The organism is Brachybacterium saurashtrense (genome assembly GCF_003355475.1).
In the GTDB taxonomy this organism is placed as follows: domain Bacteria; phylum Actinomycetota; class Actinomycetes; order Actinomycetales; family Dermabacteraceae; genus Brachybacterium; species Brachybacterium saurashtrense.
Genome location: NZ_CP031356.1, coordinates 1,484,011 through 1,510,666, shown reverse-complemented (window position 1 = coordinate 1,510,666; position 26,656 = coordinate 1,484,011). Strand labels below are relative to the sequence as shown.

19 protein-coding genes are annotated in these 26,656 nt (G+C 71.6%); 15 read left to right on the top strand and 4 right to left on the bottom strand.

Annotation, left to right across the window (positions count from 1 at the left end; translation table 11 throughout):
* Positions 1 to 87: 87 nt before the first annotated feature.
* Genes cobA through nirB form a run of 3 tightly spaced genes read right to left on the bottom strand, consistent with a single transcriptional unit; the run spans position 88 to position 4,717 of the window.
* Positions 88 to 1,638, bottom strand: coding sequence for a uroporphyrinogen-III C-methyltransferase (cobA, locus tag DWV08_RS06850; protein WP_115413114.1), 1,551 nt, complete (start codon positions 1,636 to 1,638; stop codon positions 88 to 90).
* A complete protein-coding gene (locus DWV08_RS06845; RefSeq protein ID WP_115413113.1) occupies positions 1,635 to 2,042 on the bottom strand; it encodes a nitrite reductase (NAD(P)H) small subunit in 408 nt (135 codons plus the stop codon). Before DWV08_RS06845 ends, cobA begins: the two co-directional genes overlap by 4 nt.
* Entirely contained in the window at positions 2,042 to 4,717 is a 2,676-nt protein-coding gene (gene nirB, locus DWV08_RS06840) for a nitrite reductase large subunit NirB (protein WP_115413112.1), read from the bottom strand. The genes DWV08_RS06845 and nirB overlap by 1 nt, the downstream gene beginning before the upstream one ends.
* Positions 4,718 to 5,115: 398 nt before the next feature.
* Between nirB and DWV08_RS06835 the strand changes: the two genes are divergently transcribed.
* From DWV08_RS06835 to DWV08_RS06765, 15 genes are all read left to right on the top strand, one after another.
* A complete protein-coding gene (locus DWV08_RS06835) occupies positions 5,116 to 6,873 on the top strand; it encodes an acetolactate synthase large subunit (RefSeq protein WP_241237366.1) in 1,758 nt (585 codons plus the stop codon).
* 2 nt (positions 6,874 to 6,875) lie between these two features.
* A complete protein-coding gene (gene ilvN / locus DWV08_RS06830) occupies positions 6,876 to 7,427 on the top strand; it encodes an acetolactate synthase small subunit (protein ID WP_241237367.1) in 552 nt (183 codons plus the stop codon).
* 98 nt (positions 7,428 to 7,525) lie between these two features.
* Positions 7,526 to 8,557 (top strand): ketol-acid reductoisomerase, encoded by a 1,032-nt coding sequence (ilvC, locus tag DWV08_RS06825; RefSeq protein ID WP_115413111.1) that lies wholly within the window; start codon positions 7,526 to 7,528, stop codon positions 8,555 to 8,557.
* Positions 8,558 to 8,754: 197 nt separating this feature from the next.
* Complete coding sequence (gene serA, locus DWV08_RS06820; RefSeq protein ID WP_115413110.1) at positions 8,755 to 10,362, top strand: phosphoglycerate dehydrogenase; 1,608 nt, start codon at positions 8,755 to 8,757, stop codon at positions 10,360 to 10,362.
* A gap of 26 nt (positions 10,363 to 10,388) precedes the next feature.
* The gene (locus DWV08_RS06815; protein ID WP_115413109.1) at positions 10,389 to 11,456 is read left to right on the top strand and encodes a 3-isopropylmalate dehydrogenase; all 1,068 of its coding nucleotides are present in this window, start codon (positions 10,389 to 10,391) and stop codon (positions 11,454 to 11,456) included.
* 53 nt (positions 11,457 to 11,509) lie between these two features.
* Positions 11,510 to 12,601 (top strand): branched-chain amino acid aminotransferase, encoded by a 1,092-nt coding sequence (locus tag DWV08_RS06810; RefSeq protein ID WP_115413108.1) that lies wholly within the window; start codon positions 11,510 to 11,512, stop codon positions 12,599 to 12,601.
* A 7-nt stretch (positions 12,602 to 12,608) separates the two neighbouring features.
* The gene (cimA, locus tag DWV08_RS06805) at positions 12,609 to 14,237 is read left to right on the top strand and encodes a citramalate synthase (RefSeq protein ID WP_115413107.1); all 1,629 of its coding nucleotides are present in this window, start codon (positions 12,609 to 12,611) and stop codon (positions 14,235 to 14,237) included.
* Positions 14,238 to 14,296: 59 nt separating this feature from the next.
* Positions 14,297 to 14,842, top strand: coding sequence for a glycine cleavage system transcriptional repressor (locus DWV08_RS06800; protein ID WP_115413106.1), 546 nt, complete (start codon positions 14,297 to 14,299; stop codon positions 14,840 to 14,842).
* Positions 14,843 to 15,143: 301 nt separating this feature from the next.
* On the top strand, positions 15,144 to 16,367 hold the full coding sequence (locus tag DWV08_RS06795; protein ID WP_115413105.1) for an MFS transporter: 1,224 nt from the start codon (positions 15,144 to 15,146) through the stop codon (positions 16,365 to 16,367).
* Positions 16,368 to 16,420: 53 nt separating this feature from the next.
* On the top strand, positions 16,421 to 20,179 hold the full coding sequence (locus DWV08_RS06790; RefSeq protein ID WP_115413104.1) for a nitrate reductase subunit alpha: 3,759 nt from the start codon (positions 16,421 to 16,423) through the stop codon (positions 20,177 to 20,179).
* Between the two features lie 26 nt (positions 20,180 to 20,205).
* Entirely contained in the window at positions 20,206 to 21,840 is a 1,635-nt protein-coding gene (gene narH / locus DWV08_RS06785) for a nitrate reductase subunit beta (RefSeq protein ID WP_115413103.1), read from the top strand.
* Positions 21,840 to 22,673, top strand: coding sequence for a nitrate reductase molybdenum cofactor assembly chaperone (narJ, locus tag DWV08_RS06780; protein ID WP_115413102.1), 834 nt, complete (start codon positions 21,840 to 21,842; stop codon positions 22,671 to 22,673). Before narH ends, narJ begins: the two co-directional genes overlap by 1 nt.
* On the top strand, positions 22,673 to 23,404 hold the full coding sequence (gene narI / locus DWV08_RS06775; RefSeq protein WP_115413101.1) for a respiratory nitrate reductase subunit gamma: 732 nt from the start codon (positions 22,673 to 22,675) through the stop codon (positions 23,402 to 23,404). Before narJ ends, narI begins: the two co-directional genes overlap by 1 nt.
* 17 nt (positions 23,405 to 23,421) lie before the next feature.
* Positions 23,422 to 23,673: a DUF6457 domain-containing protein gene (locus DWV08_RS06770; protein ID WP_241237368.1), complete on the top strand. Its 252-nt coding sequence runs from the start codon at positions 23,422 to 23,424 to the stop codon at positions 23,671 to 23,673.
* A gap of 96 nt (positions 23,674 to 23,769) precedes the next feature.
* On the top strand, positions 23,770 to 24,045 hold the full coding sequence (locus DWV08_RS06765) for a hypothetical protein (protein WP_162801515.1): 276 nt from the start codon (positions 23,770 to 23,772) through the stop codon (positions 24,043 to 24,045).
* A gap of 52 nt (positions 24,046 to 24,097) precedes the next feature.
* Here DWV08_RS06765 and DWV08_RS06760 read toward each other — a convergent pair whose 3' ends face one another.
* The gene (locus DWV08_RS06760; protein WP_115413098.1) at positions 24,098 to 26,656 is read right to left on the bottom strand and encodes a DEAD/DEAH box helicase; all 2,559 of its coding nucleotides are present in this window, start codon (positions 26,654 to 26,656) and stop codon (positions 24,098 to 24,100) included.

Sequence of the window (26,656 nt, the reverse complement as noted above, 5' to 3'; positions counted from 1 at the left end):
GGCCTGCCCGCGACCTCCGCGCCCCGCCTCCCCACCCGGGGGAGGCGGGGCGCGCGCACGTCCTGCCGCCGTCGCGGCCGGCAGCGGTCATGCGCCGAGCGCGGCCTCGTAGCGCTCCAGCGCGATCTCGGCGACGAGCGGATGATCCCCGAGCGGTGCGGCGACCACGTCGGCCCCCGCCGCGGCGACCAGGTCGTGGAAGTGGCCGGGGGCGAGCACATAGCTCGCCACCACCACCCGCGCCCCGTCGGCGAGCCCCTCCCGCGCCGTGGCGACGGCATCCGCGACCGAGGGCGTGGCCGCACAGGCGAAGCCGACCCCCACCTCGCGCCCGAGCCGCCGACCGAGCTGGCGCGCCATCTCCTCGACCTGCGCGACGCCCTCGGGATCCCGGGTGCCGGAGCCCGCCATCACCACCGCGTCACCGTCCCGCAGCCCCGCCTCGGCGAGCCGCTGCGCCATGACCTCCGCGAGCCGCGGATCCGGGCCGAGCGGGGCCGCGGCCACCGCGGCGCGGCCCGCCACCGCCCCGCCGATGTCGTCCTTGACGTGATAGCCGAGGGAGAGCAGCAGCGGCACCACCACCGCCTGGATCTCCTCGCCCTCGCGCGTGCGGGCCTCGACGGGCCGGGCATGGGCGGCGATCACCGCGGCGACGTCCGGGGACTGCACGTCCACGAACGCCTCCCGCACCGCGCCCGGCGCCTGCCCCGCGATCCGACCCAGCAGGGCGCGCAGCACGTCGCGCCCGGCGCGCGAACGGGTGCCGTGGGAGCAGCCGATCAGCACCGGGGCGGGGGAGGGGCCTGGAGCGGGATCGCCCTCCGGCAGATCGACGGCCTCGCGGCCCGAGCCGTGCTCCGGGACGTCCGCCGCGGCGGCCGGCTCCTCCGGGCGGAGGAAACCCTCCGCGGCGGTCCGGCCCACCACGATCACCGCCGGGTGCCCGATGCCGGCCTCCGCGACGACCTGCTCGATGTCCGCGAGGGTGCCGCGCACGGACCGCTGGTCCGGCAGGGTCGCCTCCTGCACCACCGCGACCGGGGTCGCGGGGTCGATCCCGTTCAGCAGCGCCTGGGACACCAGGCGCGGCAGCCATTTCACGCCCATCATCAGCACGGTGGTGGTGCCCGGGTCGGCGAGTGCCGCGAGATCCGCGGGTCCCAGATCGCCGTGGGCGTTGACCACGTGCACGGCGACGGCCGTGCCGCGGTGGGTGACGGGCACGTCCGCGCTCGCGGGACCGGCCAGCGCGGAGGTCACCCCGGGCACCACCTGCACGTCGATGCCCGCGGCGCGGCAGGCGAGGACCTCCTCCCCGCCACGGCCCAGCACGTACGGGTCCCCGCCCTTCAGCCGCACCACGCGCCGGCCCTCGCGGGCCTTCGCGACGAGCAGCGCGCCGATCTCGTCCTGCCGCATGGAGTGCGCGCCGGGCCGCTTGCCCACGTCGATCACCTCGACGTCAGCGCCCAGCTCGTCCAGCAGCGCGCGCGGCCCGAGCCGGTCGGCGACCACCACGTCGGCCTGGCGCAGCAGGGCCATCCCACGCATCGTGATCAGGTCCCAGGCGCCGGGACCGCCGCCCACGAGGGCGACGGCCCCGGGCTCGAGGTGGGCGCCGGTCCGGCTGTTCACGCCTCCCCGCCCGTGCCGGGGCGCGGCGCGGCGGAGACGTGCACGTGCCCGTCCTGCACCTCGACGGCGAACACCGCGATCGGCAGCGTCTCCCCGCCGCCGGCGTCCAGCACCGCGCCGGTGTCGAGGTCCCAGCTCTGCTTGTACATGGGGGAGGAGAGCGTGGGGACCAGACGCCCCGGCTCCTCGCCCTCGCCCGCGATCAGGTGGGTGCCCACCAGGCCGCGGGAGAGGATGTTCGCGCCCGAGTAGGGATCGTGCTGCTGCACCGCACGCACGCTGCCGTCGTCCAGCAGGAACACGGCGATCTGGGTGCCGTCCGGCAGCAGCGCCGCAGCGCCCCGCTCCGGGGTCAGCGCGCCGAGCGGGCAGATCGGCACGAGGGCGTCGGCGGGGGCGGTCATCACTGGTCCTCCTGCGTGACGTGGGCGGCGCCGGCGAGGGCGTGGACCTTCGCCGCGAGCGGGGTGGGGAAGGTGTCGGCGGGATCGTCCTCCGGCCGGGCCGGGCGCACCTGCTCGCGCTCGAGCACGTAGCGCAGGCTCGTGTCGTGCAGGTCCGGCGCGTTGAGGAAGGAGACGAACTTCGCGCGCCGCTCCGGATCCTGCACGGCCTCGGCCCACTCGTCGACGTAGGTGTCGGTGTGGCGTTGCATGGCCGCCTCGAGCTCCTCGCCGATGCCGAGGGAGTCCTCCACCACCACGCGCCGCAGCGCGTCGATCCCGCCGGGATACTCCTCGACCCAGCGGGCGGTGCGCTGGAGCTTGTCCGCCTCGCGGATGTAGAGGATGAGGAAACGATCGATGCAGCGCTGCAGGGTCTCGTCGTCGAGGTCCTCGACCAGGAGCTGCCCGTGCGCGGGCCGGGCGCCGCCGTTCCCGCCGACGTAGAGGTTCCAGCCGCGGTGCGTGGCGATCACGCCGACGTCCTTCGCCTGTGCCTCCGCGCACTCGCGGGCGCAGCCCGAGACGCCGATCTTGAGCTTGTGCGGGGAGCGCAGCCCCCGGTAGCGCTGCTCGAGATGCACGGCCATCGCGGTCGAGTCGCCCACGCCGAATCGGCACCAGTTCGTGCCCAGGCAGCTCTTCACCATCCGCAGCGACTTCCCGTAGGCGTGGCCGGATTCGAAGCCGGCCGCGACCAGGCGCTCCCAGATCTCGGGCAGCTGCTCGAGCCGGGCGCCGAACATGCCGATCCGCTGGGCGCCGTTGACCTTCACGTACAGGCCGTAGTCCTTCGCGACCTGCGCGAAGACGAGCAGCTTCTCGGGGGTGACCTCCCCGGCGGGCATCGCGGGGATCACCGAGTAGGTGCCGTCCTTCTGGATGTTCGCCATGACGTGGTCGTTGGTGTCCTGCAGCGAGCCGAGCTGGCGGCCCACGGGGCTGTGGCGCCTGCCGGAGAACGCGCCGAGGGAGGACAGGATCGAGGCGACCGTCGGCCGGCACACCGCGCAGCCGCGCCCCGCACCGGTGCCGTGCGCGGCGACGACCTCGGTGAAGGTCTCCTGGCCGCCCTCCTCGACGAGCCTGTACAGCTCGGCGCGGGAGTGGTCGAAGTGCTCGCACAGCGCCCGCGAGACCTCGATCCCGGCCTTGGCGAGCTCCTGGTTCAGCAGCGTCGTGAGGGTCGGGACGCAGGAGCCGCAGACGGTGCCGGCGGTCGTGCACTCCTTGAGCGCGCCGACGGTGTGGCAGCCCTCCTCGTTCACGGCATGACGGATCGTGCCCGCGGCGATGTTGTTGCACGAACACACCACCGCGTCATCAGGCAGCTCGGCCCCCGCCAGGGCGTCCCCGCCGCCCTCCGGTGCGATCACGGCCGACGGGTCGGCGCCCAGGGCCCGCCCGGTCAGCGGGCGCAGCTGCGAGTACAGCGAGATGTCTCCGACGAACACCCCGCCGAGCAGGGTCGTCGCGTCATCGCTCATCACGAGCTTGCGGTACTGGCGGTGCACGGGATCGACGAAGGAGACCTCGAGCGCGTCGGGGGTCATGGCGTTGACGTCTCCGAAGGCGGCGGCGTCCACCCCCACGCCCTTGAGCTTCGTGCCGTCCTCGGCGCGCTGATGGGTGCGCATGCCGCCCAGGAAGCGGTCCACGACCACGTCGGCCATGTCGTTGCCGGGCGCGATCAGTCCTGCGCACACGCCGTCGAAGGACGCGCACTCGCCGATCGCCCAGATGTCCGGGTCGGAGGTCTGGCAGCTCTCTCCCACCACGATCCCGCCGCGCTCGCCGACGGCGAGTCCCGCCTCGCGTCCGATCCGGTCACGGGGGCGGATGCCGGTGGAGAAGATGACGACATCCGCGGGCAGCTCGCTGCCGTCGGTGAGCTCCGCGGTGCCGATCGCACCGTCCTCGGCGGGGCGGAAGGCGGTCGCGCCCACGCCGGTGCGCACGTCGATGCCCTTGTCCTGGATGAGCAGCCGCAGCATTTCGCCGCCGCCGTCGTCGAGCTGGACGGCCATGAGGCGGTCCGCGAACTCGACCACGGTGGAGTGGGCGCCGAGGCCCTGGAGCGCGGCCGCGGCCTCGAGGCCCAGCACGCCGCCGCCGACGACGACGCCGCGCACCTGCCGGCCCAGCGCCTCGCCGCGCTCCGCCACCCAGCCCGCGAGCGCCTCGACGTCCGCGACGGTGCGATAGCTGAAGGCGCCGGGGAGGTCCTTGCCCTCGGCGCGGGGGGCCCACGCCCAGGAGCCGGTGGCGAGCACGAGCCGGTCGTAGGGATGGACGGTGCCGGAGGCGCAGGTGACGGTGTGGGCGGCGCGGTCCACGGCCGCGGCGGCGTCGCCGGTGACCAGGGTGATCCGCGGGTCCTCCCACACCCCCGTGTCGAGCGAGAGCATCTCCGCGCGGCGGTGACCGAACCAGTCCGAGAGGTGCACGCGGTCGTAGGGCCGCTGGGGCTCCTCGCCGAGCACGGTGAGCCGCCAGTCGCCGGTGGGGTCCTGGGCGCGCAGGCGGGCCGCGAACCGGTGCCCGGTCATGCCGCCGCCGATCACGACCAGGCGCGAGCCGGGTGGGAGGGTGGTCCCCGCGGCGGGGGCGAGGGGGGAATGGCCCGGTGTGCTCATGGGGGTGCACGGTCCTCTCTCGGAACTGGTGGCGTCGCTCATACGGTAGGCGGGACGGTGTCGCGTGCGCAGGACTTTCGTCGCTGTGCGTCGAGTCCGTGACGCGGGGCCGCCGGGGCGCAGCGCGCGGGCACGACCGCGCGGTCTCGCCATCCGGACGCGTGGCCCCGGGGCCGGGTCACGCTCTATGGTGTGTCCATGCACACGATCCTTCTCGTAGTTCCCGAGCGCGGCTGACGCCCACTCGTCCACTACGAGCTGTCATCCGCGCCCCTCCCCGAGCCCCAGGCGGAGGGGCTTTTTCGTGTCCCGACCCGGGATGCGTGACGGGAGGGACGCGCAGATCGTCGCAGCAGTTCCCCGCCACGCCCACCGTCCGAGACGACGAAGGAGTTCCGATGACCGGACAGCAGATGACCGGCGCCCAGGCGCTGGTCGAGTCCCTCAAGCACGCCGGGGCCGAGGTCGTCTTCGGCCTCCCCGGCGGTGCGATCCTGCCCACCTACGATCCGCTGATGGACGCGGAGGGGCTGCGCCACGTGCTGGTGCGCCACGAGCAGGGAGCCGGCCACGCCGCGAGCGGCTACGCCCACGCCACCGGGAAGGTGGGCGTGTGCCTGGCGACCTCCGGCCCCGGCGCCACCAACCTCATCACCGCGATCGCGGACGCCCAGATGGACTCGATCCCGATGGTCGCGATCACCGGCCAGGTGGGCTCCGCCTTCATCGGCACCGACGCCTTCCAGGAGGCGGACATCGTGGGCATGACGATGCCGGTGACCAAGCACAACTTCCTCGTCTCGAACGCGGACGACATCCCCAAGGTGATCAAGCAGGCGTTCCACATCGCCTCCACCGGCCGGCCCGGCGTGGTGCTGGTGGACGTCACCAAGGACGCCCAGCAGGCCGAGACCGTCTTCCAGTGGCCGGAGAGCCTGGACCTGCCCGGCTACCGCCCGGACGCCCGCCCCCACACCAAGCAGATCCGCGAGGCGGCCTCCCTGCTCCTGGAGGCGAAGCGGCCCGTCTTCCTGCTGGGAGGCGGCGTGCTGCGCGGCGACGCCACCGAGGAGGTGCGCGAGCTGGTGGACGTCTCCGGCGCGCCCTTCATGACCACGCTGATGGCGCGCGGCGCACTGCCGGACTCCCATCCCAGCCACCTGGGCATGCCCGGCATGCACGGCACCGTCGCCGCGGTCTCGGCCCTGCAGCGGGCGGACCTCATCGTCGCCATCGGCGCCCGCTTCGACGACCGCGTCACCGGGCGCCTGGATTCCTTCGCCCCGAACGCGAAGGTGGTCCACGCGGACATCGACCCCGCGGAGATCTCCAAGAACGTGGTCGCGGACGTGCCGATCGTGGGACAGGCCGCGGACGTCGCCCGGGCGCTGAGCGCCGAGCTGCGCGGCCGCCTGGACGAGGGCGATCCGCGCGACTACGGCGCCTGGTGGAACACGCTGGACATGCTGCGCCAGAACTACCCGCTGGGCTGGACCGAGACGGCCGACGGGCACACCGCGCCGCAGAAGGTGATCTCGCGCCTCAGCGCCCTGTCCGGGCCGGAGTCGATCTACGTGGCCGGCGTGGGCCAGCACCAGATGTGGTCCGCCCAGTTCGTGACCTACGAGAACCCGCGCACCTGGCTGAACTCCGGGGGCCTGGGCACCATGGGCTACTCCGTGCCCGCGGCGATGGGCGCCAAGGTGGGCATGCCGGACAAGGTGGTGTGGGCCATCGACGGCGACGGATGCTTCCAGATGACCAACCAGGAGCTCGCCACCTGCGTCATCAACGACATCCCGATCAAGGTCGCGTTGATCAACAACTCCAGCCTGGGCATGGTGCGCCAGTGGCAGAACCTGTTCTACGACCAGCGCTACTCCAACACCGACCTCAACACCGGCCACGGCACCCGGCGCGTGCCCGACTTCGTCAAGCTCGCCGACGCCTACGGCTGCGCCGGGCTGCGCTGCGAGCGCGACGCGGACATCGACGACACCATCCGGCAGGCGATGGAGATCAACGACCGGCCCGTGGTCGTGGACTTCACCGTCAGCGCCGACGCGATGGTGTGGCCGATGGTGCCCGCCGGCGTCTCCAACGACGAGATCCAGATCGCGCAGGGCATGAGCCCCGAGTGGGAGAGGGACATCTGAGCATGAGCACCAACACCCCCAGCACCTCCGAGTACGTCATGACCCCGGAGAGCCAGACCCTCTCCGTCCTGGTGGAGAACAAGCCCGGCGTGCTCACCCGTGTCGCCGCGCTGTTCTCCCGCCGCGGGTACAACATCTCCTCGCTGGCCGTGGGCCCCACGGAGCACCCGGAGATCTCCCGCATCACCGTCGTGGTGGACGTCGACCAGCACCGCCTCGAGCAGATCACCAAGCAGCTCAACAAGCTCGTGAACGTGCTGAAGATCGTCCAGCTCGACGCCCGCTCCACCGTGCAGCGCGAGCTGATCCTCATCAAGGTCACCGCGGACAACTCCACCCGCACCTCGGTGCTGGAGATCGTGCAGATGTTCCGCGCCAAGGTGGTCGACGCCGCCGCGGACTCCGTCACCGTCGAGGCGACCGGCACGCAGGACAAGCTCACCGCGCTGCTGGGGATGCTGGAGTCCTTCGGCATCCGCGAGATCGTGAAGTCCGGCGAGGTGGCCATCGGTCGCGGCGGCCGGGCGATCACCGACCGCTCGCTGCTGTCCTGACCGCCCGTTTCCCGCATACCAAGACCCCCTCTCACAAGGTAAGACGCAGGGCGCTAGGATCGACCCGACGCCCGCACCCCACAACGAAGGAGCACACCGTGGCTGAGATCTTCTACGACGACGATGCCGATCTGTCCATCATCCAGGGCAAGAAGGTCGCCGTCGTCGGCTTCGGCTCGCAGGGCCACGCCCACGCGCTGAACCTCCGCGACAGCGGCGTCGAGGTCCGGGTGGGCCTGCGCGAGGGCTCGACCTCCGCCGCCAAGGCCCAGGAGGAGGGCCTCACCGTCGGGACCGTCGCCGAGGTCTCCGAGTGGGCGGATCTCATCATGATCCTCACCCCGGACCAGGACCAGCGGAAGGTCTTCGCGGAGTCCATCGCCCCGCACCTGAGCGAGGGCAAGGCGCTCGCCTTCGCCCACGGCTTCAACATCCGCTTCGGCTACATCGAGATCCCCGCCGGCGTGGACGTGCTGCTCATCGCCCCGAAGGCCCCCGGTCACACCGTGCGCCGCGAGTTCGTCGCCGGCCGCGGCATTCCGGACATCGTCGCCGTCGAGCAGGATGCGACCGGCTCCGCCTGGGCGCTGGCGCTCTCCTACGCCAAGGGCATCGGCGGCACCCGCGCCGGCGTCATCCGCACCACCTTCACCGAGGAGACCGAGACCGATCTCTTCGGCGAGCAGGCCGTGCTCTGCGGCGGCATGAGCCACCTGGTGCAGGCGGGCTTCGAGACCCTCTCCGAGGCCGGCTACCAGCCCGAGATCGCCTACTTCGAGGTGCTCCACGAGCTCAAGCTCATCGTGGACCTCATGTGGGAGGGCGGCATCGCCAAGCAGCGCTGGTCGATCTCCGACACCGCCGAGTTCGGCGACTACGTCTCCGGCCCGCGCGTGATCACCGACCAGACCAAGGCGGACATGAAGGCGATCCTCGCCGACATCCAGTCCGGCGCCTTCGCGAAGCGGTTCATCGACGACCAGGACGGCGGCGCGACCGAGTTCCAGGAGCTCCGCGCCAAGGAGGCCGAGCACCCGATCGAGAAGGTCGGCAAGGACCTGCGCAAGATGTTCTCCTGGAGCGCCCAGTCGGTCGACTCCGACTACACCGAGGGCAGCGCCGCGCGCTGACCCCGCGGGAGGCGGCACGGCGGAGGCACCCCGGTGGTGGCTCCGCCGTTCGCGTCCGCGCCCCTCCCGCACCCCTGCTCGCCCCACATCTCGGATCCTGATCGGGGCGACCGAATGGCGGACAGCGCAGTACGCTGTCCTCGGTTCCGACGACGGCCGCAGCGTCGGCCGTCCCCTCCTTTCCGAAAGGCACTCCCGTGACGCGTCCCGTCGTGCTGCTCGCCGAAGAACTCTCGCCCGCCACCATCGAGGTCTTCGGCGACGGCGCCGACGTCCGCCACGTCGACGGCACCGACCGTCCCGCCCTGCTCGCCGCGGTCGCCGACGCCGACGCGCTGCTGGTCCGCTCCGCCACCACGGTCGATGCCGAGGTGTTCGCCGCCGCGAGGAGCCTCAAGGTGGTCGCCCGCGCGGGCGTGGGCCTGGACAACGTGGACGTGCCCGCCGCGACCAGCGCCGGCGTCATGGTGATCAACGCCCCCACCTCCAACATCGTCTCCGCCGCGGAGCTCGCCGTCGCCCTGATCCTTGCCTCGCTGCGCAACGTGGCCCGGGCCGACGCCTCCGTCAAGGCGGGACGGTGGGAGCGCAAGCAGCTCACCGGCATCGAGCTGCTGGGCAAGACGGTGGGCGTCGTGGGCTTCGGCCGCATCGGCCAGCTGGTCGCCGAGCGCCTGCGCCCCTTCGGCGTGACCCTGCTGGCCTACGACCCCTACGTCAACCACGCCCGCGCCGCGGAGCTCGGCGCCCGCGTGGTCGAGCTCGACGAGCTGATGCGCGAGGCCGATGTGGCCACCGTGCACATGCCCAAGACCCCGGAGACCACCGGCCTCCTCGGCGCCGAGCAGTTCGCGCTGGCCAAGCCCTCCCTGCACGTGGTCAACGCCGCCCGCGGCGGCCTGATCGACGAGGCGGCGCTCTACGACGCCCTCAGCAGCGGCCGCATCGCCGGCGCCGCGCTGGACGTCTACACCAGCGAGCCGCCCTCCTCCTCCGAGACCGCCCAGCGCCTGCTGGAGCTCGAGAACGTCACCCTCACCCCGCACCTGGGCGCCTCGACCGCCGAGGCACAGGAGAAGGCCGGCGTGGCGGTGGCGAAGTCCGTGCGCCTGGCCCTGGCCGGCGAGCTGGTGCCGGACGCGGTCAACGTGGCCGGCGGCGCCATCGACGACCTGGTGCGCCCCGGCGTGGCCCTCGCCGATCGTCTGGGACAGCTGTTCACCTCCCTGGCCGGGGAGTCGCCGGAGCTGCTGGACATCGAGGTGCACGGCGAGATCGCCTCCCGCGACGTCACCGCGCTGAAGCTCTCCGCGCTGCGCGGCGTGTTCCGCTCGGTGGTCACCGAGCAGGTCAGCTACGTCAACGCGCCGGTGCTCGCCGAGGAGCGCGGCATCGCCGTGCAGCTGGTCACCGACGAGAGCTCCGAGCGCTTCCGCAACGTGATCACCCTGCGCGGCACCCTCCGCGACGGCGAGGTGGTCACCGTCTCCGGCACCCTCAGCGGCGTGGACCAGGAGCACAAGCTCACCGAGGTCTACGGCCACGCGCTGGACGTGCCGCTCAGCGACCACCTGCTGATCATCCGCTACGAGGACGGCCCCGGCCTGATCGGCAAGTACGGCCTGCGCCTGGGCGAGGCGGGCATCAACATCGCCGGCATGCAGGTCTCCCGCGCCGGCACCGCCCGCGGGGCGGAGGCGCTGGTGGTGCTGGACCTCGACGAGTCCGTGGACCGCGACTTCGCCGAGGAGCTGGGCGCCGCGATCGACGCCCGTTCGATCCACGCCGTCGATCTCGTCTACTGATCCCCCCACCGCTTCGAGGAGCATCCATGAGCACCCCCGCCACCCGCACCCTGCGCCTGGCCGTCATCGAGGGCGACGGCATCGGCAAGGAGGTCGTGCCGCAGGGCGTGCGCGCCCTCCGCGCCGCGCTCGAGCCCGCCGGCGTCGCCGTCGAGACCACCGACTTCGACCTCGGCGCGGGCCGCTGGCACCGCACCGGCGAGACCCTCACCGACGAGGACATGGCCCGCCTGGCCGAGCACGACGCCATCCTGCTGGGCGCCGTGGGCGACCCGGGCGTGCCCTCGGGCGTGCTCGAGCGGGGCCTGCTGCTGAAGCTCCGCTTCGCCTTCGACCACTACGTGAACCTGCGCCCCACCCGGCTGTTCCCCGGCGTCGCCTCGCCGCTGGCGAACCCCGGGGAGATGGACTTCGTGGTGGTGCGCGAGGGCACCGAGGGGCCCTACGTGGGCAACGGCGGCTCGCTGCGCACCGGCACCGAGCTCGAGGTCGCCACCGAGGTGTCGCTGAACACCGCCGTGGGCGTCGAGCGCGTGGTGCGCTACGCCTTCGCCCAGGCCGAGAAGCGCCGCCGGAAGCTCACCCTGGTGCACAAGCACAACGTGCTGGTGCATGCCGGGCACCTCTACCGCCGCATCGTGGAGCAGGTCTCCCTCGAGCACCCGGAGGTGGAGGTCGACTACGCCCACGTGGACGCGATGATGATCTACCTGGTGCAGGATCCGTCCCGCTTCGACGTGATCGTCACCGACAACCTCTTCGGCGACATCGTCACCGACCTCGCCGGCGCCGTGGGCGGCGGCATCGGCCTCGCCGCGAGCGGCAACATCAACCCCACCGGCGCCTTCCCCTCGATGTTCGAGCCGGTGCACGGCTCCGCGCCGGACATCGCCGGGAAGAACCTCGCCGACCCCACCGCCACCGTGCTCTCGGTCGCGATCCTGCTCGATCACCTCGGCCACGAGGAGCCGGCCGCCGCCGTGCGCGCCGCGGTCGAGAACGACCTCACCGCCCGGGCCGGCTCCGAGGAGCTGGCCTCCCGCGGCACCACTGAGATCGGCGATGCCCTGGTGGCGGCGATCGCCGGGCGCTGAGCCCCGGATCCTGACACACTGACCCTGCCCGACCCCGTCCCGAGGAGAACCCCGTGAGCGCGCTCGACTTCACCCCCACCAGCACGACCCGTCGTCTCGGGGACGACGAGCGCGCCCGGATCCTCGCAGCCCCCGGCTTCGGGACCCACTTCACCGACTTCATGGCGCACGCCCGCTGGACGGTTCAGGACGGCTGGGCGGAGTCCTCCGTGCTGCCCTACGGGCCCCTGCAGCTCTCCCCGGCCGCCGCGGTGCTGCACTACGGGCAGGAGATCTTCGAGGGCCTGAAGGCCTTCCGCCACGCGGACGGCTCGGTATGGACCTTCCGCCCGGAGGCGAACGCCGAGCGGATGCAGCGCTCCGCCCGCCGTCTCGCGCTGCCCGAGCTCTCCGCCGAGGACTTCCTCGCCTCGCTGCGCGCCCTCACCGCGGCGGACGAGCCCTGGGTGCCGGAGCCGACGGGGGAGGAGTCGCTGTACCTGCGCCCGTTCATGTTCGCCTCCGAGGAGTTCCTCGGGGTGCGGGCCTCCCACACGGTCGACTACTACGTGATCGCCTCCCCGGCCGGGCCGTACTTCCCCCGCGGCGTGCAGCCCCTGGTGGTGTGGATCACCGACGAGTACGCGCGGGCCGGGGCCGGCGGCACCGGCGCCGCGAAGTGCGGCGGCAACTACGCCTCCTCGCTGCTGGCCCGCCGCCAGGCGGTCGAGAACGGGGCCGACGAGGTGCTGTTCCTGGACTCGGAGACCCACACCGGCATCGACGAGCTCTCGGGCATGAACGTCTTCGCCATCACCCGCGACGGCCGCGTACTCACCCCGTCCCTGACCGGCTCCATCCTCGAAGGGGTCACCCGCGCCTCGGTGCTGCGCCTCGCCCAGGACCGCGGGCTCGAGGTGGCCGAGCAGCGCCTGGTGATGAGCGAGGTGCTCGAGCAGCTGGACTCCGGCGAGATCACCGAGATGTTCGCCTGCGGCACCGCCGCGGTGATCACCCCCATCGGCTCCTTCATGGCGCACGGCGGCACCTGGACCGTCGGCGACGGCGGCTCCGGCGAGACCACGCTCGCCCTGCGCAAGGAGCTCACCGACATCCAGTACGGCCGGATCCCGGACCGTCACGGCTGGCTGACCCGGCTGGTGTGAGCGCCTCATGACCACCACGCTCCCGGCTCCCGCGCCGCTGACCGGCTTCCACCTCTACGACACCACCCTGCGCGACGGCTCCCAGCAGGAGGGCCTGACGCTCTCGGTCGCGGACAAGCTCGCCGTGGCCCGCCACCTCGACGAGCTGGGCGTGACCTACATCGAGGGCGGCTGGCCCGGCGCCGTGCCGCGGGACACCGAGTTCTTCGCCCGCGCGGGCGAGGAGCTCACGCTGCGCCATGCGCGCCTGGCCGCCTTCGGCGCGACCCGCAAGGCGGGCGTGCGTGTCGAGGACGATCCGCAGGTCGCCGCCCTGGTGGACTCCGGCGCCCCCACGATCACCCTGGTGGCCAAGTCCGATCTGCGCCACGTGACGGGGGCGCTGCGCACCACCGCGGAGGAGAACCTCGCGATGGTGCGGGACACGGTGGCGCACCTGGTGGGCCTGGGCCGCGAGGTGTTCCTGGACGCGGAGCACTTCTTCGACGGCTTCCGGCACGAGCCGGAGCACGCGACCGCGGTGATGACGGCCGCGCACGAGGCGGGCGCCTCCGTGCTGGTGCTGTGCGACACCAACGGCGGCATGCTCCCGCACCAGGTCACCGAGGTGATCGAGGAGCTCCGCACCCGGCTCGAGCAGGCCGGCGCCGGTGCGGCCCGCCTGGGTGTGCACACCCACAACGACTCCGGCTGCGCGGTGGCGAACGCGCTGACCGCGGTGCGCGCGGGGATCACCCACGTGCAGGGCTGCGTCAACGGCTACGGCGAGCGCACCGGCAACGCGGACCTCGTCACCCTCCTCGCCGATCTGCAGCTGCGGATGGGCATGGAGCTGGTGCCGGCGCACGTGCTCGAGGAGACCACCCGCATCGCCCATGCGATCGGCGAGATCGTGAACATGCCGGTGGGCACCCGTGCCCCGTACGTGGGAGCCAGCGCCTTCGCCCACAAGGCGGGCCTGCACGCCAGCGCCATCCGGGTGGACCCGGATCTCTATCAGCACATCGATCCGCAGCGCGTCGGCAACGACATGCGCATGATCATCTCCGACATGGCCGGGCGCGCCTCGATCGAGCTCAAGGGCCGCGAGCTGGGCTTCGACCTGACGGGGGAGGGCGAGCTGCTCTCGCGCCTGGCCGCCACGGTCAAGCAGCGCGAGGCCTCGGGCTACTCCTACGAGGCGGCCGACGCCTCCTTCGAGCTGCTGCTGCTGGACGAGCTCGGGCAGGTGCCGAGCTACTCGACCGTGGAGTCGTGGCGCGCCACATCGCAGCGGGGCCGGGACGGCACCCTCGAGAGCGAGGCGACCGTGAAGCTCCACGGCGACGGCGACGGCCCGCACGAGCGGAAGGTCGCGATCGCGGAGGGCAACGGTCCCGTCAACGCCCTGGACCTGGCACTGCGCTCCGCGCTGCGGGAGCGGCATCCGGAGGTGGACGATTTCGAGCTGCGCGACTTCAAGGTGCGCATCCTCGACGCCCAGCACGGCACGGACGCGACCGTGCGCGTCCTGGTGCGCACCTCGGGCCGCGGCCTCGAGTTCCAGACCGTGGGCGTGGGGCCCAACGTCATCGAGGCCTCCTGGGAGGCGATCTACGACGCGTACACCTACGGGCTGTACAAGTCGGGGGTCTGAGGCCGGGCGGAGTTGCGCGAAGCCGCTCCTCCCGCCGCCCCGCGGGATACGCTGAGCCCATGACGACCCACGTGCCTGCCACCTCCTTCGTGCTCACCGCCATCGGGGACGACCGCCCGGGCCTGGTCGCGGCTCTCGCCGCCGCCGTGGACGAGCACGGCGGGAACTGGGTGGACAGCCAGCTCGCGCTCCTGGCGGGGAAGTTCGCCGGGATCGTGCAGGTGGATCTGCCCGCCGAGCGCGCACAGGACTTCCTGGCCGCGCTGCCGGCCCTCGCCGAGGAGGTGGGGCTGGAGGTCGAGGCGACCACCGGCCGCGCCGGGGAGGCGGCGGAGGAGCCGCGCCATGTCCTCGCCCTGCACCTGCTGGGACAGGACCGCACGGGCATGGTCCGCGAGATCACCACGGCCCTGCGCTCGCAGGGTGCGACGATCGACGGCCTGCGCAGCTGGACCCGCGAGGCGCCGGAGGGCGGCGGGATGCTGTTCGAGGCGGAGGCGGAGGTCCGCCTGCCGGCCTCGGCCCAGGAGCAGGACCTGCGCGAGGCGCTCGAGACCATCGCCGGGGAGCTGATGGTGGACCTGGAGCTCGACGCTCCCGCCTGAGCCGCCGCGACGCGGAATATCGCATCACCGGATTCACGGAATTCATTCTTTCGTGCGCCGCGCGAGGAGAGGGCTGCGTTTCTCTCGTCCTTCACGCGGCGTTCTTCGCGTGTCCTCGGCATCACTTTCCGTGGCGGCCCCGGGAATTCCGCAGGTGAATAGTCGGTAACAGTGCTTTCGGGACGGACGTCCCCTACTCTGGGCCCACAGGCCGAGGACCCTATGGGGGCGCGGGAACGACCCCGCCGTGCGCCGTCGAGACCCCTCGATCTGCGTATCCGCCCCCGAGCGTGGAGCACCGATGACCGTGACCCCGTCCCGCACCACCACCGCCTCCTCCGACACCGTCCCCGCCGGCGCCTGGAGAGCCCTCCTCCTGGTCACCGTAGGATTCGGCATCAACTTCTGGGCCTGGGCGCTGCTCAGCCCCCTGGGCCCGATCTACGTGGAGCGCGGCCTGAGCGCCGATGCCTCGCTGATCGTGGCCATCCCGGTGCTGGTGGGCTCGCTGGGGCGGATCGTCATGGGGGCACTCACGGACCGCTTCGGCGGCCACCTGATGTTCCCCCTGGTCTCCGTGCTCACCGTGATCCCGGTGCTCTTCCTGGGGTTCGTGGGCCAGTACACCTACCCCACCCTGCTGGTGGGCGGGTTCTTCCTGGGCATCGCCGGCACCACCTTCGCCATCGGCGTGCCCTACGTGAACTCCTGGTTCCCGCCGGCCAAGCGGGGCATGGCCACCGGCCTGTACGGCGTGGGCATGGGCGGCACCGCCATCAGCGCGTTCACCACGGTGCCGCTGCTCACCGGCATCGGGGACGTGGCGCCGTTCGTGGCCACCGCCGCCGCGCTGATCGCCTTCGCGGTGGTGGGCCGGCTGTTCATGCGGCCCGCCCCCACCTGGCAGCCCGCGCGCAGGAGCATCGTCGCGCAGTCCGCGGCCGTGATGCGGCTGACGGTCACCTGGCAGGCCTGCTACCTGTACGCGCTGTCCTTCGGCGGCTACGTGGCGTTCTCGGTGTTCCTGCCCACGATGCTCCAGAACTGGTACGGGCTCGAGACGGCCGATGCCTCCTTCCGCATGGCGGGATTCGTGATCGTCGCGGTGATCATGCGCCCGCTGGGCGGCACCCTCTCCGACTCCCTCGGCGCCTCCCGCACCCTGCTGCTGTCCTACACCGCCGTCGCCGCGGCGGCCCTCGTCCTGGCGTTCCAGCCCGCGCTGATGCCGCTGGGCACGATCGCCTTCATCGTCATGGCGGCCGGGCTCGGACTGGGCTCCGGCGCGGTGTTCGCCCTGGTGGCGCAGACCAGCGAGCCGTCGGTGGTCGGGTCCGTCACGGGCTTCGTGGGCGCCGCGGGCGGCCTCGGTGGCTTCGTCCCGCCGCTGGTGATGGCCGCGATCCACGCCAGCAGCGGCAGCTACTCGCTGGGCATCGTCCTGCTGCTGCTGGCCACGCTCGGCGCCGTCGGAGTGACGCTGTTCGTGGCCCGCGGTGCCCGGACCGCCGCCGCGGGCTCGTAGCCGCGCCCGCCCCGCCCGTCCCCTCGACCGCCCCGATCGCTGAAGGAGCACCCATGACCACCCAGGAGAGTCGCGAGACGCCCGCGAGCACCGGCGCCGGAGAGCCCGGCATCGACTCCCCGCTGTTCGACGCGCTGATCGGCGCCCGCAGGATGTTCTCCCGCGCCGAGCGGATCAGCGCCGACAGCCGCGAGACCCACCGGGTGGGCGGGCGCGGCGGCGACGCCTTCTACCGGGAGCGCTGGAGCCACGACAAGGTGGTGCGCTCCACGCACGGCGTGAACTGCACCGGCTCCTGCTCCTGGAAGGTCTACGTCAAGGACGGCGTGATCACCTGGGAGTCGCAGGAGACGGACTACCCCTCCACCGGCCCCGACAGGCCCGAGTACGAGCCGCGCGGCTGCCCCCGCGGCGCCTCGTTCTCCTGGTACACCTACTCGCCCACCCGGGTGCGCTACCCGTACGTGCGCTCGGCGCTGCTGCAGCTGTTCCGCGAGGAGAAGGCGAAGGTGCCCGGGGGAGACCCGGTCGAGGCGTGGAAGGCGATCGTCTCCGATCCCGAGAAGGCGATGCGCTACAAGCGCGCCCGCGGGAAGGGTGGACTGGTGCGCGCCACCTGGGAGGAGGCCGAGGAGCTCGTCGCCGCCGCCTACGTGCACACGGTGAAGGAGTTCGGGCCCGACCGCGCCACCGGCTTCTCGCCGATCCCTGCGATGAGCCAGGTCTCCTTCTCCTCCGGGGCCCGTTTCCACCAGCTCATCGGCGGGTCGATGCTCTCCTTCTACGACTGGTACGCGGACCTCCCGCCCGCCTCCCCGCAGGTGTTCGGCGACCAGACCGACGTGCCCGAGTCCGGGGACTGGTGGGACGCGGCCTACCTCATCATGTGGGGTTCGAACGTGCCGCTCACCCGCACCCCGGACGCCCACTGGATGGCCGAGGCCCGCTACCGCGGCCAGAAGGTCATCTCCGTCGCCCCCGACTACGCCGAGAGCGTCAAGTTCGCCGACGAGTGGCTCGCCCCGCACCCGGGCACCGACGCGGCGCTCGCCATGGCGATGGGCCACACGATCCTGCGCGAGTTCTACGTCGAGCAGCAGGTCCCCGCCTTCGAGGAGTACTCCCGGCAGTACACCGACCTGCCCTTCCTGGTGCAGCTCGAGAGGCGCGAGGACGGCGCGCTGGTGCCCGGCAAGTTCCTGGTGGCGAGCGAGGCGGGGGAGCACCGCACCGCCGAGGCCGCGACCGAGCACGCGGACTTCAAGCCCATGATGTTCGACCGCGCCGGCGGCGGGGTCGTGGTCCCGAACGGCACCCTCGGCCACCGCTACAGCGCCGACGGCGAGGGCCGCTGGAACCTCGAGCTGGACGATCTGGATCCGGCGCTCACCCTGCTGGGCCACCACGAGGACGTGGCCGAGGTGCTCCTTCCCCGCTTCGACACGGCCGGGCAGGGCGGCCGCGGCGACATCGCCCGCGGCGTGCCCGTGCGCGAGCTCGACGGCCGGCTCGTCACCACCGTCTACGACCTGCTGCTGGCCGAGTACGGGGTGGGGCGCGAGGGACTGCCGGGGCAGTGGGCCCGCGGGCTGGACGATGCCGAGGCGCTGTACACCCCCGCCTGGCAGGAGACCATCACGGGCGTGCCCGGGGTGGCCGCGGCGCGCATCGCCCGCGAGTTCGCCCGCAGTGCGATCGACTCCGGCGGGCGCTCGATGATCATCATGGGCGCGGGCACCAACCACTGGTTCCACTCCGACACCATCTACCGCTCCTTCCTCACCCTCACCACCCTCTGCGGCACGCAGGGCGTCAACGGCGGGGGCTGGGCCCACTACGTCGGACAGGAGAAGGTGCGGCCGATCACCGGCTGGCTGCATCTCGCCAATGCGCTGGACTGGACCCGGCCGCCGCGCCAGATGACCCAGACCACCTACTGGTACATGCACACCGACCAGTGGCGCTACGACCGCTTCGGCGCGGACACCCTCGCCGCGGCCACGGGCGCGGGCCGCTTCGCGGGCACCACCACGGCGGATGCCGTCGCCCTCTCGCAGCGCCTGGGCTGGCAGCCGTTCTACCCGCAGTTCGACGTCTCCTCCCTCGACGTCGCCGACCGCGCCGCGGAGGCCGGGAAGGAGACGATCCCGTATCTCGTCGAGCAGCTGAAGGACGGCGGGATCAGCTTCGCCGCCGAGGATCCGGACGCCCCGCAGAACCACCCGAAGATCTGGTCGATCTGGCGGGCGAACACGCTGGGCTCCTCCGCCAAGGGCGATCAGTACTTCTTCCGCCACCTGCTGGGCGTGGACTCGGCCGCCACCGAGGAGGAGACGCCGGAGCACCTGCGCCCGCGGGACGTGCGCTGGCGGGAGGAGGCGCCCATCGGGAAGGTCGACCTGATGCTCACCCTCGACTTCCGCATGACCAGCCACACCCTCCACTCCGACGTGGTGCTGCCGGCGGCGACCTGGTACGAGAAGCACGACCTGTCCACCACGGACATGCACCCCTTCGTGCACTCCTTCAACCCCGCGATCTCGAACCCGTGGGAGTCCCGCACCGACTGGGAGACGTGGGCCGGGATCGCCCGGCGCTTCAGCGAGCTCGCCGAGGGGCACCTGGGCACCCGCACCGACGTGGTCGCCTTCCCGCTCCAGCACGACACCCCCGGGGAGCTGGCCACCCCGCACGGGCGGGTGCGGGACTGGAAGAAGGGCGAGTGCGAGCCCGTGCCGGGACTCACCATGCCCACCCTGGTGGAGGTGGAGCGGGACTATACGCAGATCCACGCGAAGTTCACCTCCATCGGCCCGCTGCTCGAGACCCTCGGCATGACCACCAAGGGCATCACCTACGACGTCGCCGACTACGTCGCCGAGCTGGGCCGCCTCAACGGCACCCACCGCACCGGGCCCGCCGCCGGACGGCCGAAGCTCGTCACGGACCTGCAGGCCTGCGAGTTCATCCTGGGACTCTCCGGCACCACCAACGGGCACATGGCCACCGAGGGCTTCAAGACCCTCGAGAAGCGCACCGGCACCCGCCTGCACGACCTCGCCGCGGAGCACGAGGGCAAGCGGATCCACTTCGCGGACACCAAGGCCGCCCCCGTCCCCGTGATCACGAGCCCGGAGTGGTCAGGCTCGGAGTCCGGCGGGCGCCGCTACAGCCCCTTCACGATCAACGTGGAGCGGAAGAAGCCCTGGCACACCCTCACCGGCCGCCAGCACTTCTACCTCGACCACGACTGGATGCTCGAGATGGGCGAGGCGCTTCCCGTGTTCCGGCCCCCGCTGGACATGACCGCCCTGTTCGGGGAGCTGCCGCCGGGGGAGAGGGACGAGAAGGGCACCTCGATCTCGGTGCGCTACCTGACCCCGCACAACAAGTGGGCGATCCACTCGATGTACATGGAGAACTTCTTCATGATGAACCTCTCCCGCGGCGGGCAGACGATCTGGATGAGCGTTGAGGACGCCGAGGCCGTGGGGATCACCGACAACGACTGGATCGAGGCCACCAACCGCAACGGGGTGGTCGCCGCCCGCGCCGTGGTCTCGCATCGGATGCCGAAGGGCACCGCCTTCATGCACCACGCCCAGGACCGGACCGTGAACGTGCCGCTCACCGAGCGGGACGGGATGCGCGGCGGCATCCACAACTCGCTGACCCGGATCATGCTCAAGCCCAGCCACCTCATCGGCGGCTACGGCCAGCTGTCCTACGCCTTCAACTACTACGGCCCGACGGGGAACCAGCGCGACGAGGTCACGATGATCCGCCGCCGCACCGCCCCCGTCGAGTACTGAGACCTGCGAGAACGAGGAGAGACGACATGCGCGTCATGGCCCAGATGTCGATGGTGATGAACCTCGACAAGTGCATCGGCTGCCACACCTGCTCGGTGACCTGCAAGCAGGCGTGGACCAATCGCTCCGGCACGGAGTACATCTGGTTCAACAACGTCGAGACCCGCCCCGGCCAGGGATACCCCCGCGGCTACGAGGACCAGGAGAAGTGGAAGGGCGGCTGGGAGCTGGGGCGCAACGGCCGGCTGAAGCTCAAGGCGGGCGGGCGGATCACGAAGCTGATGCAGCTTTTCTCGAATCCGAAGCTGCCCGGCATCGAGGACTACTACGAGCCGTGGACCTACGAGTACGACACCCTCCTGAACGCCCCTGCGCAGCAGGAGAACATCCCCACCGCGCCTCCGAAGTCGCTGATCACCGGCGAGCGCACCCAGATCCAGTGGTCCGGCAACTGGGACGACGACCTCGGCGGCACGTACCTGCACAAGGACAAGGACCCGATGCTCAAGGGCATCGAGGACAAGGTCACCTTCGAGTTCGACCAGACCTTCATGTTCTACCTGCCCCGCATCTGCGAGCACTGCCTGAACCCCACCTGCGTGGCCTCCTGCCCCTCCGGCGCGATCTACAAGCGCGAGGAGGACGGCATCGTGCTCGTGGACCAGGACGGCTGCCGCGGCTGGCGCATGTGCATCACCGGATGCCCGTACAAGAAGATCTACTTCAACCACCGCACCGGCAAGGCGGAGAAGTGCACTTTCTGCTACCCCCGGATCGAGCAGGGGGAGCCGACGGTGTGCGCGGAGACCTGCGTGGGGCGCCTGCGCTACATCGGTCTGGTGCTCTATGACGCCGACCGTGTCACCGAGGCGGCCTCCACCCGCGACGAGAAGGAGCTCTACCGCGCCCAGCGCGACCTGATCCTGGACCCGAACGATCCCGAGGTGATCGCGGGCGCGAAGGCCGCAGGCATCCCGCACGACTGGCTGCTGGCGGCCCAGCGGTCACCCACCTATCGACTGATCAAGGACTACGAGGTCGCGCTGCCGCTGCACCCCGAGTACCGCACGATGCCGATGGTCTGGTATATCCCGCCGCTCTCCCCGGTGGTGGACGTGGTGCGGGACACCGGCTACGACGCGGAGGATGCCGAGAACCTCTTCGCCGCGATCGACGCGCTGCGTATCCCGGTGGAGTACCTCGCGAACCTCTTCACCGCGGGCGACGTGCCCACCGTGGAGCGGGTGCTCTACCGCATGGCCGCGATGCGCTCCTACATGCGCGACATCAACCTGGGCCGCGAGCCTCGCGAGGGGATCGCGAACGCGGTGGGGATGGACGGCGAGAGCATGCAGGAGATGTATCGGCTGCTGGCGATCGCGAAGTACGAGGATCGCTACGTGATCCCCGTGGGCCACCACGAATCGGCCCACGACCTCGAGTCCACCGGCACCGACTGCCCGCTGAACGCGCCCGGCGGCCCGGGGATGACCATGTCCCTGCCGGAGGAGTCCCTCGGGATGGCCGGCCCGGGCTACGCCACCAAGCGTCAGGAGGCCGCGCCCGAGCGCCCGGACGGCGTGCGGATCAACCTGTTGAACTGGGATGGTCGAGGTCGCCCCGACGGTCTCTTCCCGGCGCCCGCGACGGGGGGTGCCTGATGGGCGCCCTCGCCCGCTTGCTCGGCCGCCGCACCGGCGAGGACGCCGTGCACGGCGCGGCCGTCGCCGCGGCGCGTGGGCCGAAGAGCGTCCGCTCGCCGCGCGACCTGTTGCACGCCTCGGGCCTGGACACGCCGCAGCTGCGGATCACCTGGCTCGCCGCCTCGTGGCTGCTGAGCTACCCGGACGCCGCGGTGCGCGAGCGCTACGCCGATCTCGCCGAGCTCACCGCCCCGCTGCCGGCGGCGCTGCGGGACGCCGTCGCGGGAAGCCTCGAGGCGCTGCGGGCGATGGACCCGATCGCGCTGCAGGAGCAGTACGTCGACACCTTCGACACCCGCCGACGGGGCTGCCTGCACCTGACGTACTTCAGCCACGGCGACACCCGCCGCCGCGGCATGGCCCTGCTGCGCATCAAGCAGGACTTCCGGGCGGCGGGTCTGGAGGCGGGGGAGAAGGAGCTGCCGGACCATCTCCCGCTGGTGCTCGAGTTCGCGGCCGCGCACGATCCCGAGAGGGGGGCGAAGATCCTGCGTGCCAACCGGCCCGGCGTGGAGCTGCTGCGCCTGCACCTCGAGGAGATCGATTCGCCCTGGCACGGGGTGCTCGTGGCCCTGTGCGCGACTCTCCCGCCCCTGGACGCCGACGACCGCGCGGCCGTGCTGCGCCTCGCCGAGGAGGGACCGGAGGAGGAGACCGTGGGTCTGGACGGCTACGGCCTCGACGCCGACGCGGCGGCGCTCGGTGGGCAGACCTTCGCCGCGAGCGGCTGCGAGTCCCGCGCCACCGCCCCCGGCCCCGTTCCCGTGGACCTGCTGAGAGGACGCCCCTGATGAACGACACCTCGACCCTCGACCTGCTGCTGTGGGTGGTGCTGCCCTACACGGTGCTGGCCGTGTTCGTGCTCGGGCACGTGTGGCGCTTCCGCACCGACCGCTTCGGGTGGACCACCCGGTCCAGCCAGATCTACGAGTCGCGGCTGCTCTCGATCGGCTCGCCGATGTTCCACTTCGGGATCATCGGGATCTTCGTGGGGCATGTGGTGGGCCTCGGGATCCCGAAGTCCTGGACGCGCTTCCTGGGGATCTCGGACCACGTCTACCACCTCATGGCGGTGACGATCGGGCTCGCCGCCGCGGTGGCCTGCGTGGGCGGGCTGATGATCCTGCTGTACCGCCGCCGCACCAACGCGCGCGTGTTCGGGGCGACCACGGTGGGCGACAAGATCATGTACCTGCTCCTCACCGCCGTGATCTGCTTCGGTGTGCTCGCCACGCTCGTGCACACCACCTTCGGCGACTACGACTATCGCGAGGGGGTCTCGATCTGGTTCCGCCAGTTCTGGACCCTGCAGCCCTCGACCGAGCTCATGAGCCAGGCACCGCTGTTCTTCCAGCTGCACGTGCTCAGCGCGCTGCTGCTCTTCGCGGCCTGGCCCTTCACCCGCTTGGTGCATGTGTTCGCCGCGCCGGTCGGCTACCTCACGCGGCCGTACATCGTCTACCGCAGCAAGGATCCGCGCCGCGAGGCCGAGCGCCGCGGCTGGGAGAAGGTGAAGTTCTGATGGCGGCGAGGGAGCCGGTGACCCGGCAGGAAGACTGGTCGACCACCCTGCGGCCGTGGCTGGACCGCGCCGCCGCGTCCCTCGGGGTGGACGGCGTGGATCTCGACGTGGACCGGGTGCACGTGATGACGGGCGTGGTGGCGGACGGCGTGCAGCGGTCGATGGCCCCGATCTCCGCGTTCCTGGTGGGCGCGGCTGTGGCGCGCGGGGCGAGCCTCGAGGAGGCGTGCGCGGCGGTGGAAGGGGTCTCGCACGGTGGCGGCCGGTAGCGGCCGGACCCTTGTGGGGCCCGTCACGTTCGGTATTCTGGGTCCCGGCGGGCCGTTCCGAGGCACCGCCCAGGGGTCGAGAGGAAGATCGTCGTGATGTCAGAGAAGAACACGCTCGGCGGGGCTACGGGCCCGCGCCGCTGGACCGGACGCGTCGCCAAGGTCGCCGGTGGGCTGACCCTCGCCGTGGGCCTCGCCGTCGCCGGCGCGGGCGCCGCGAGCGCGGTGGAGGTCAACCCGCAGAAGTCGACCCTGCGCTTCGTCGAGGTGAACCCCCAGGTCGAGGTGAACCCCCAGAAGTCGACCCTGCGCTTCGTCGAGGTCAACCCCCAGGTCGAGGTGAACCCGCAGGTGGAGGTCAACCCGCAGTGACCGTGTGCTGAGGCCCGCGGCGCGTCCTCCGCGCCGCGGGCCTCCTGCATGCTCAGCGCGCCGCGGCGTCGCCCACGTGGGTGATCGCGAGCACCGGCTCCCCGGCCTCGTCGGTGGCCTCGAGATCGAGCTCGGCCTCGATCGCCCAGTCGTGGTTCCCCTCGGGATCGGCGAAGGCCTGGCGGATCCGCCACAGCCGCGACTCCTCGTGGATCTGCAGCAGCTGCGGGGAGCGGGCCGCGCCGTCGATCCCCACGTGGTCATAGGTGTCGTAGTAGCCGTCCATCGCCGTGGCCCAGCGCGCCCGGTCCCAGCCGGAGGCGCTGTCGAGCTCCGCCAGGCGCTCCTCGCGCTCGAAGGCGAAGTGCTCCACCCGCTGCCACATCGCGGCGCGCACCATCGTGCGCAGCACCGCCGTCTGGGCGGAGAGACCGCGCGGGGAGCTGGGCCGGATCTCGGAGGCGGCATCCCCCTCGAGGTCCTCGGGATGGGTGAGCGCCTCCCACTCGTCCAGCAGCGAGGAGTCGATCCCGCGCACCAGCACGCCCAGCCATTCGATGAGGCTCTCCAGCGCGTCGGTGCGCAGGTCCTGCGGGACGGTGCGGCGCATCGCCTGGTAGGCGTCGGAGAGGTAGCGCAGCACGATGCCCTCGGAGCGCTGCAGGCCGTAGCGCTGCACGAACTCGCTGAAGGTCTGGCCGGTCTCGTAGAACTCCCGCACCACCGACTTGGGGGAGAGGTCCTCGGCGCGCACCCACGGCCGGGTGCGGGCGTAGATCTCCAGCGCCGCCTCGAGGTCCTCCTCGAGCGGCTTCGGCCAGCTCACCTCGTCCAGCCGCGCCATCCGCTCGGTGTACTCCACTCCGTCGGCCTTCAGCTCGGCGAGCAGCTCGCCCTTGGCGGCGTTCTGCTGGGCCAGCAGGATCTGGCGGGGATCCTCGAGGATCGCCTCGATGATCGAGACGGTGTCGAGGGTGAGGGTCTCGGACTCCTCGTCCAGCGAGTCGATCATCGCGATCGCGAACGGGGCCAACGGCTGGTTCATCGTGAAGTCGAGCTGGAGGTCCTCCACCAGGGCGAACCGCCGTCCCAGATGGTCGGGCCGTTCCAGCACCTCCACGATCTCCGCATCCCGCAGCCCGCGGAAGAGGTCCACCGCCTCCTTCACCAGGCGCAGCTTCTGGGAGGGCGTCTGGTGGCTGGTCATGATCAGGTGCCGGCCGGAGGCGATCGCGTCGCCCGGCCGGGCGATCAGCGCCAGCACCATCGAGGCGGTGATCCGCAGATGGGGGCGCAGCGATTCCGGGGGATTCTCCACCAGCTTGGTCAGATTCGTCTCCGACCACGAGATCGCGCCCTCGGGAATGCGGGGCTTGGGCTCCTTCTTGCGCTTCTTCGCATTGTTGGGCGCCTTTCCGGCGGCCTCCCGGGCGCGCTGCTTGGCGCGCTCCTTCTCGAACTCGATGGTCCAGGTGGGCGCCTGCACCACGACGTGGCCCACGGTGTCGAAGCCCGCGCGTCCCGCGCGGCCCGCGATCTGGTGGAACTCGCGCGCGTTGAGCAGCCGCATCCGCTTGCCGTCGAACTTCGCGAGCCCCGTGAGCAGCACGGTGCGGATCGGCACGTTGATGCCCACGCCCAGGGTGTCGGTGCCGCAGATGATCTTCAGTAGGCCGGACTGCGCGAGCTTCTCCACCAGGCGGCGGTACTTGGGGAGCATCCCGGCGTGGTGCACACCGATGCCCTCGCGCACCAGGCGCGAGAGGATCTGCCCGAAGCCTCGCGAGAAGCGGAAGTCGCCGATGATCTCACGGATCCGCTCTTTCTCCCCGGCGTCGAGGATCTTCTGGCCCTGCAGCGCCTGCGCCTGCTCGAGGGCGTCCTTCTGGGTGAAGTGGACGATGTACACCGGGGCGTCGCGGTCCTGGAGGATCGTGGTGATCGTCTCCGGCAGCGGGTCCAGCGACCAGCGGAAGTCCAGCGGCACGGGGCGCGGGGCGTCGTCGATGACGGTGACCTCGCGCGCGGTGCGCTCCTCGAGGTCCTCCGCGAAGAAGGAGACGTCTCCCAGGGTGGCGCTCATCAGCACGAACTGGCACCGCGGCAGCTCCACCAGCGGCACCTGCCAGGCCCATCCGCGCTGGGGGTCCCCGTAGTAGTGGAACTCGTCCATCACGGCGAGTCCCACCTCCGAGGCGGGGCCGTCGCGCAGGGCGTGATTGGCGAAGATCTCCGCGGTGCACACGATGATCGGGGCATCGTGGTTCACGGCGGAATCGCCCGTCATCATGCCCACGTTCTCCGCGCCGAACTGCGCCACCAGGTCGAAGAACTTCTCGCTCACCAGCGCCTTGATCGGTGCGGTGTAGTAGGAGCGCTCCCCGCGGGCCATCGCCGCGAACACCGCCGCGTAGGCGATGGTGGTCTTGCCCGAGCCGGTGGGGGTCGCGGCGATCACGTGATCGCCCGCCGTGATCGCCAGCAGCGCCTCCTCCTGATGCGGGTAGAGCGTGCGTCCCACGGACTCCTGCGCCGCGATGAAGCCGTCCACGATCGCGTCCTGTCCGGCGTCGGCGGAGCTCTCGGGCAGGAACGGCGTGAGGGTCGACAT

Coding starts and splice junctions, on each gene's coding strand:
- DWV08_RS06845 (WP_115413113.1), bottom strand. CDS start 2,042: ATGACCGCCCCCGCCGACGCCCTCGTGCCGATCTGCCCGCTCGGCGCG.
- nirB (WP_115413112.1), bottom strand. CDS start 4,717: ATGAGCACACCGGGCCATTCCCCCCTCGCCCCCGCCGCGGGGACCACC.
- DWV08_RS06835 (WP_241237366.1), top strand. CDS start 5,116: ATGACCGGACAGCAGATGACCGGCGCCCAGGCGCTGGTCGAGTCCCTC.
- ilvN (WP_241237367.1), top strand. CDS start 6,876: ATGAGCACCAACACCCCCAGCACCTCCGAGTACGTCATGACCCCGGAG.
- DWV08_RS06815 (WP_115413109.1), top strand. CDS start 10,389: ATGAGCACCCCCGCCACCCGCACCCTGCGCCTGGCCGTCATCGAGGGC.
- cimA (WP_115413107.1), top strand. CDS start 12,609: ATGACCACCACGCTCCCGGCTCCCGCGCCGCTGACCGGCTTCCACCTC.
- DWV08_RS06800 (WP_115413106.1), top strand. CDS start 14,297: ATGACGACCCACGTGCCTGCCACCTCCTTCGTGCTCACCGCCATCGGG.
- DWV08_RS06795 (WP_115413105.1), top strand. CDS start 15,144: ATGACCGTGACCCCGTCCCGCACCACCACCGCCTCCTCCGACACCGTC.
- DWV08_RS06790 (WP_115413104.1), top strand. CDS start 16,421: ATGACCACCCAGGAGAGTCGCGAGACGCCCGCGAGCACCGGCGCCGGA.
- narH (WP_115413103.1), top strand. CDS start 20,206: ATGCGCGTCATGGCCCAGATGTCGATGGTGATGAACCTCGACAAGTGC.
- narJ (WP_115413102.1), top strand. CDS start 21,840: ATGGGCGCCCTCGCCCGCTTGCTCGGCCGCCGCACCGGCGAGGACGCC.
- narI (WP_115413101.1), top strand. CDS start 22,673: ATGAACGACACCTCGACCCTCGACCTGCTGCTGTGGGTGGTGCTGCCC.
- DWV08_RS06765 (WP_162801515.1), top strand. CDS start 23,770: ATGTCAGAGAAGAACACGCTCGGCGGGGCTACGGGCCCGCGCCGCTGG.
- DWV08_RS06760 (WP_115413098.1), bottom strand. CDS start 26,656: ATGTCGACCCTCACGCCGTTCCTGCCCGAGAGCTCCGCCGACGCCGGA.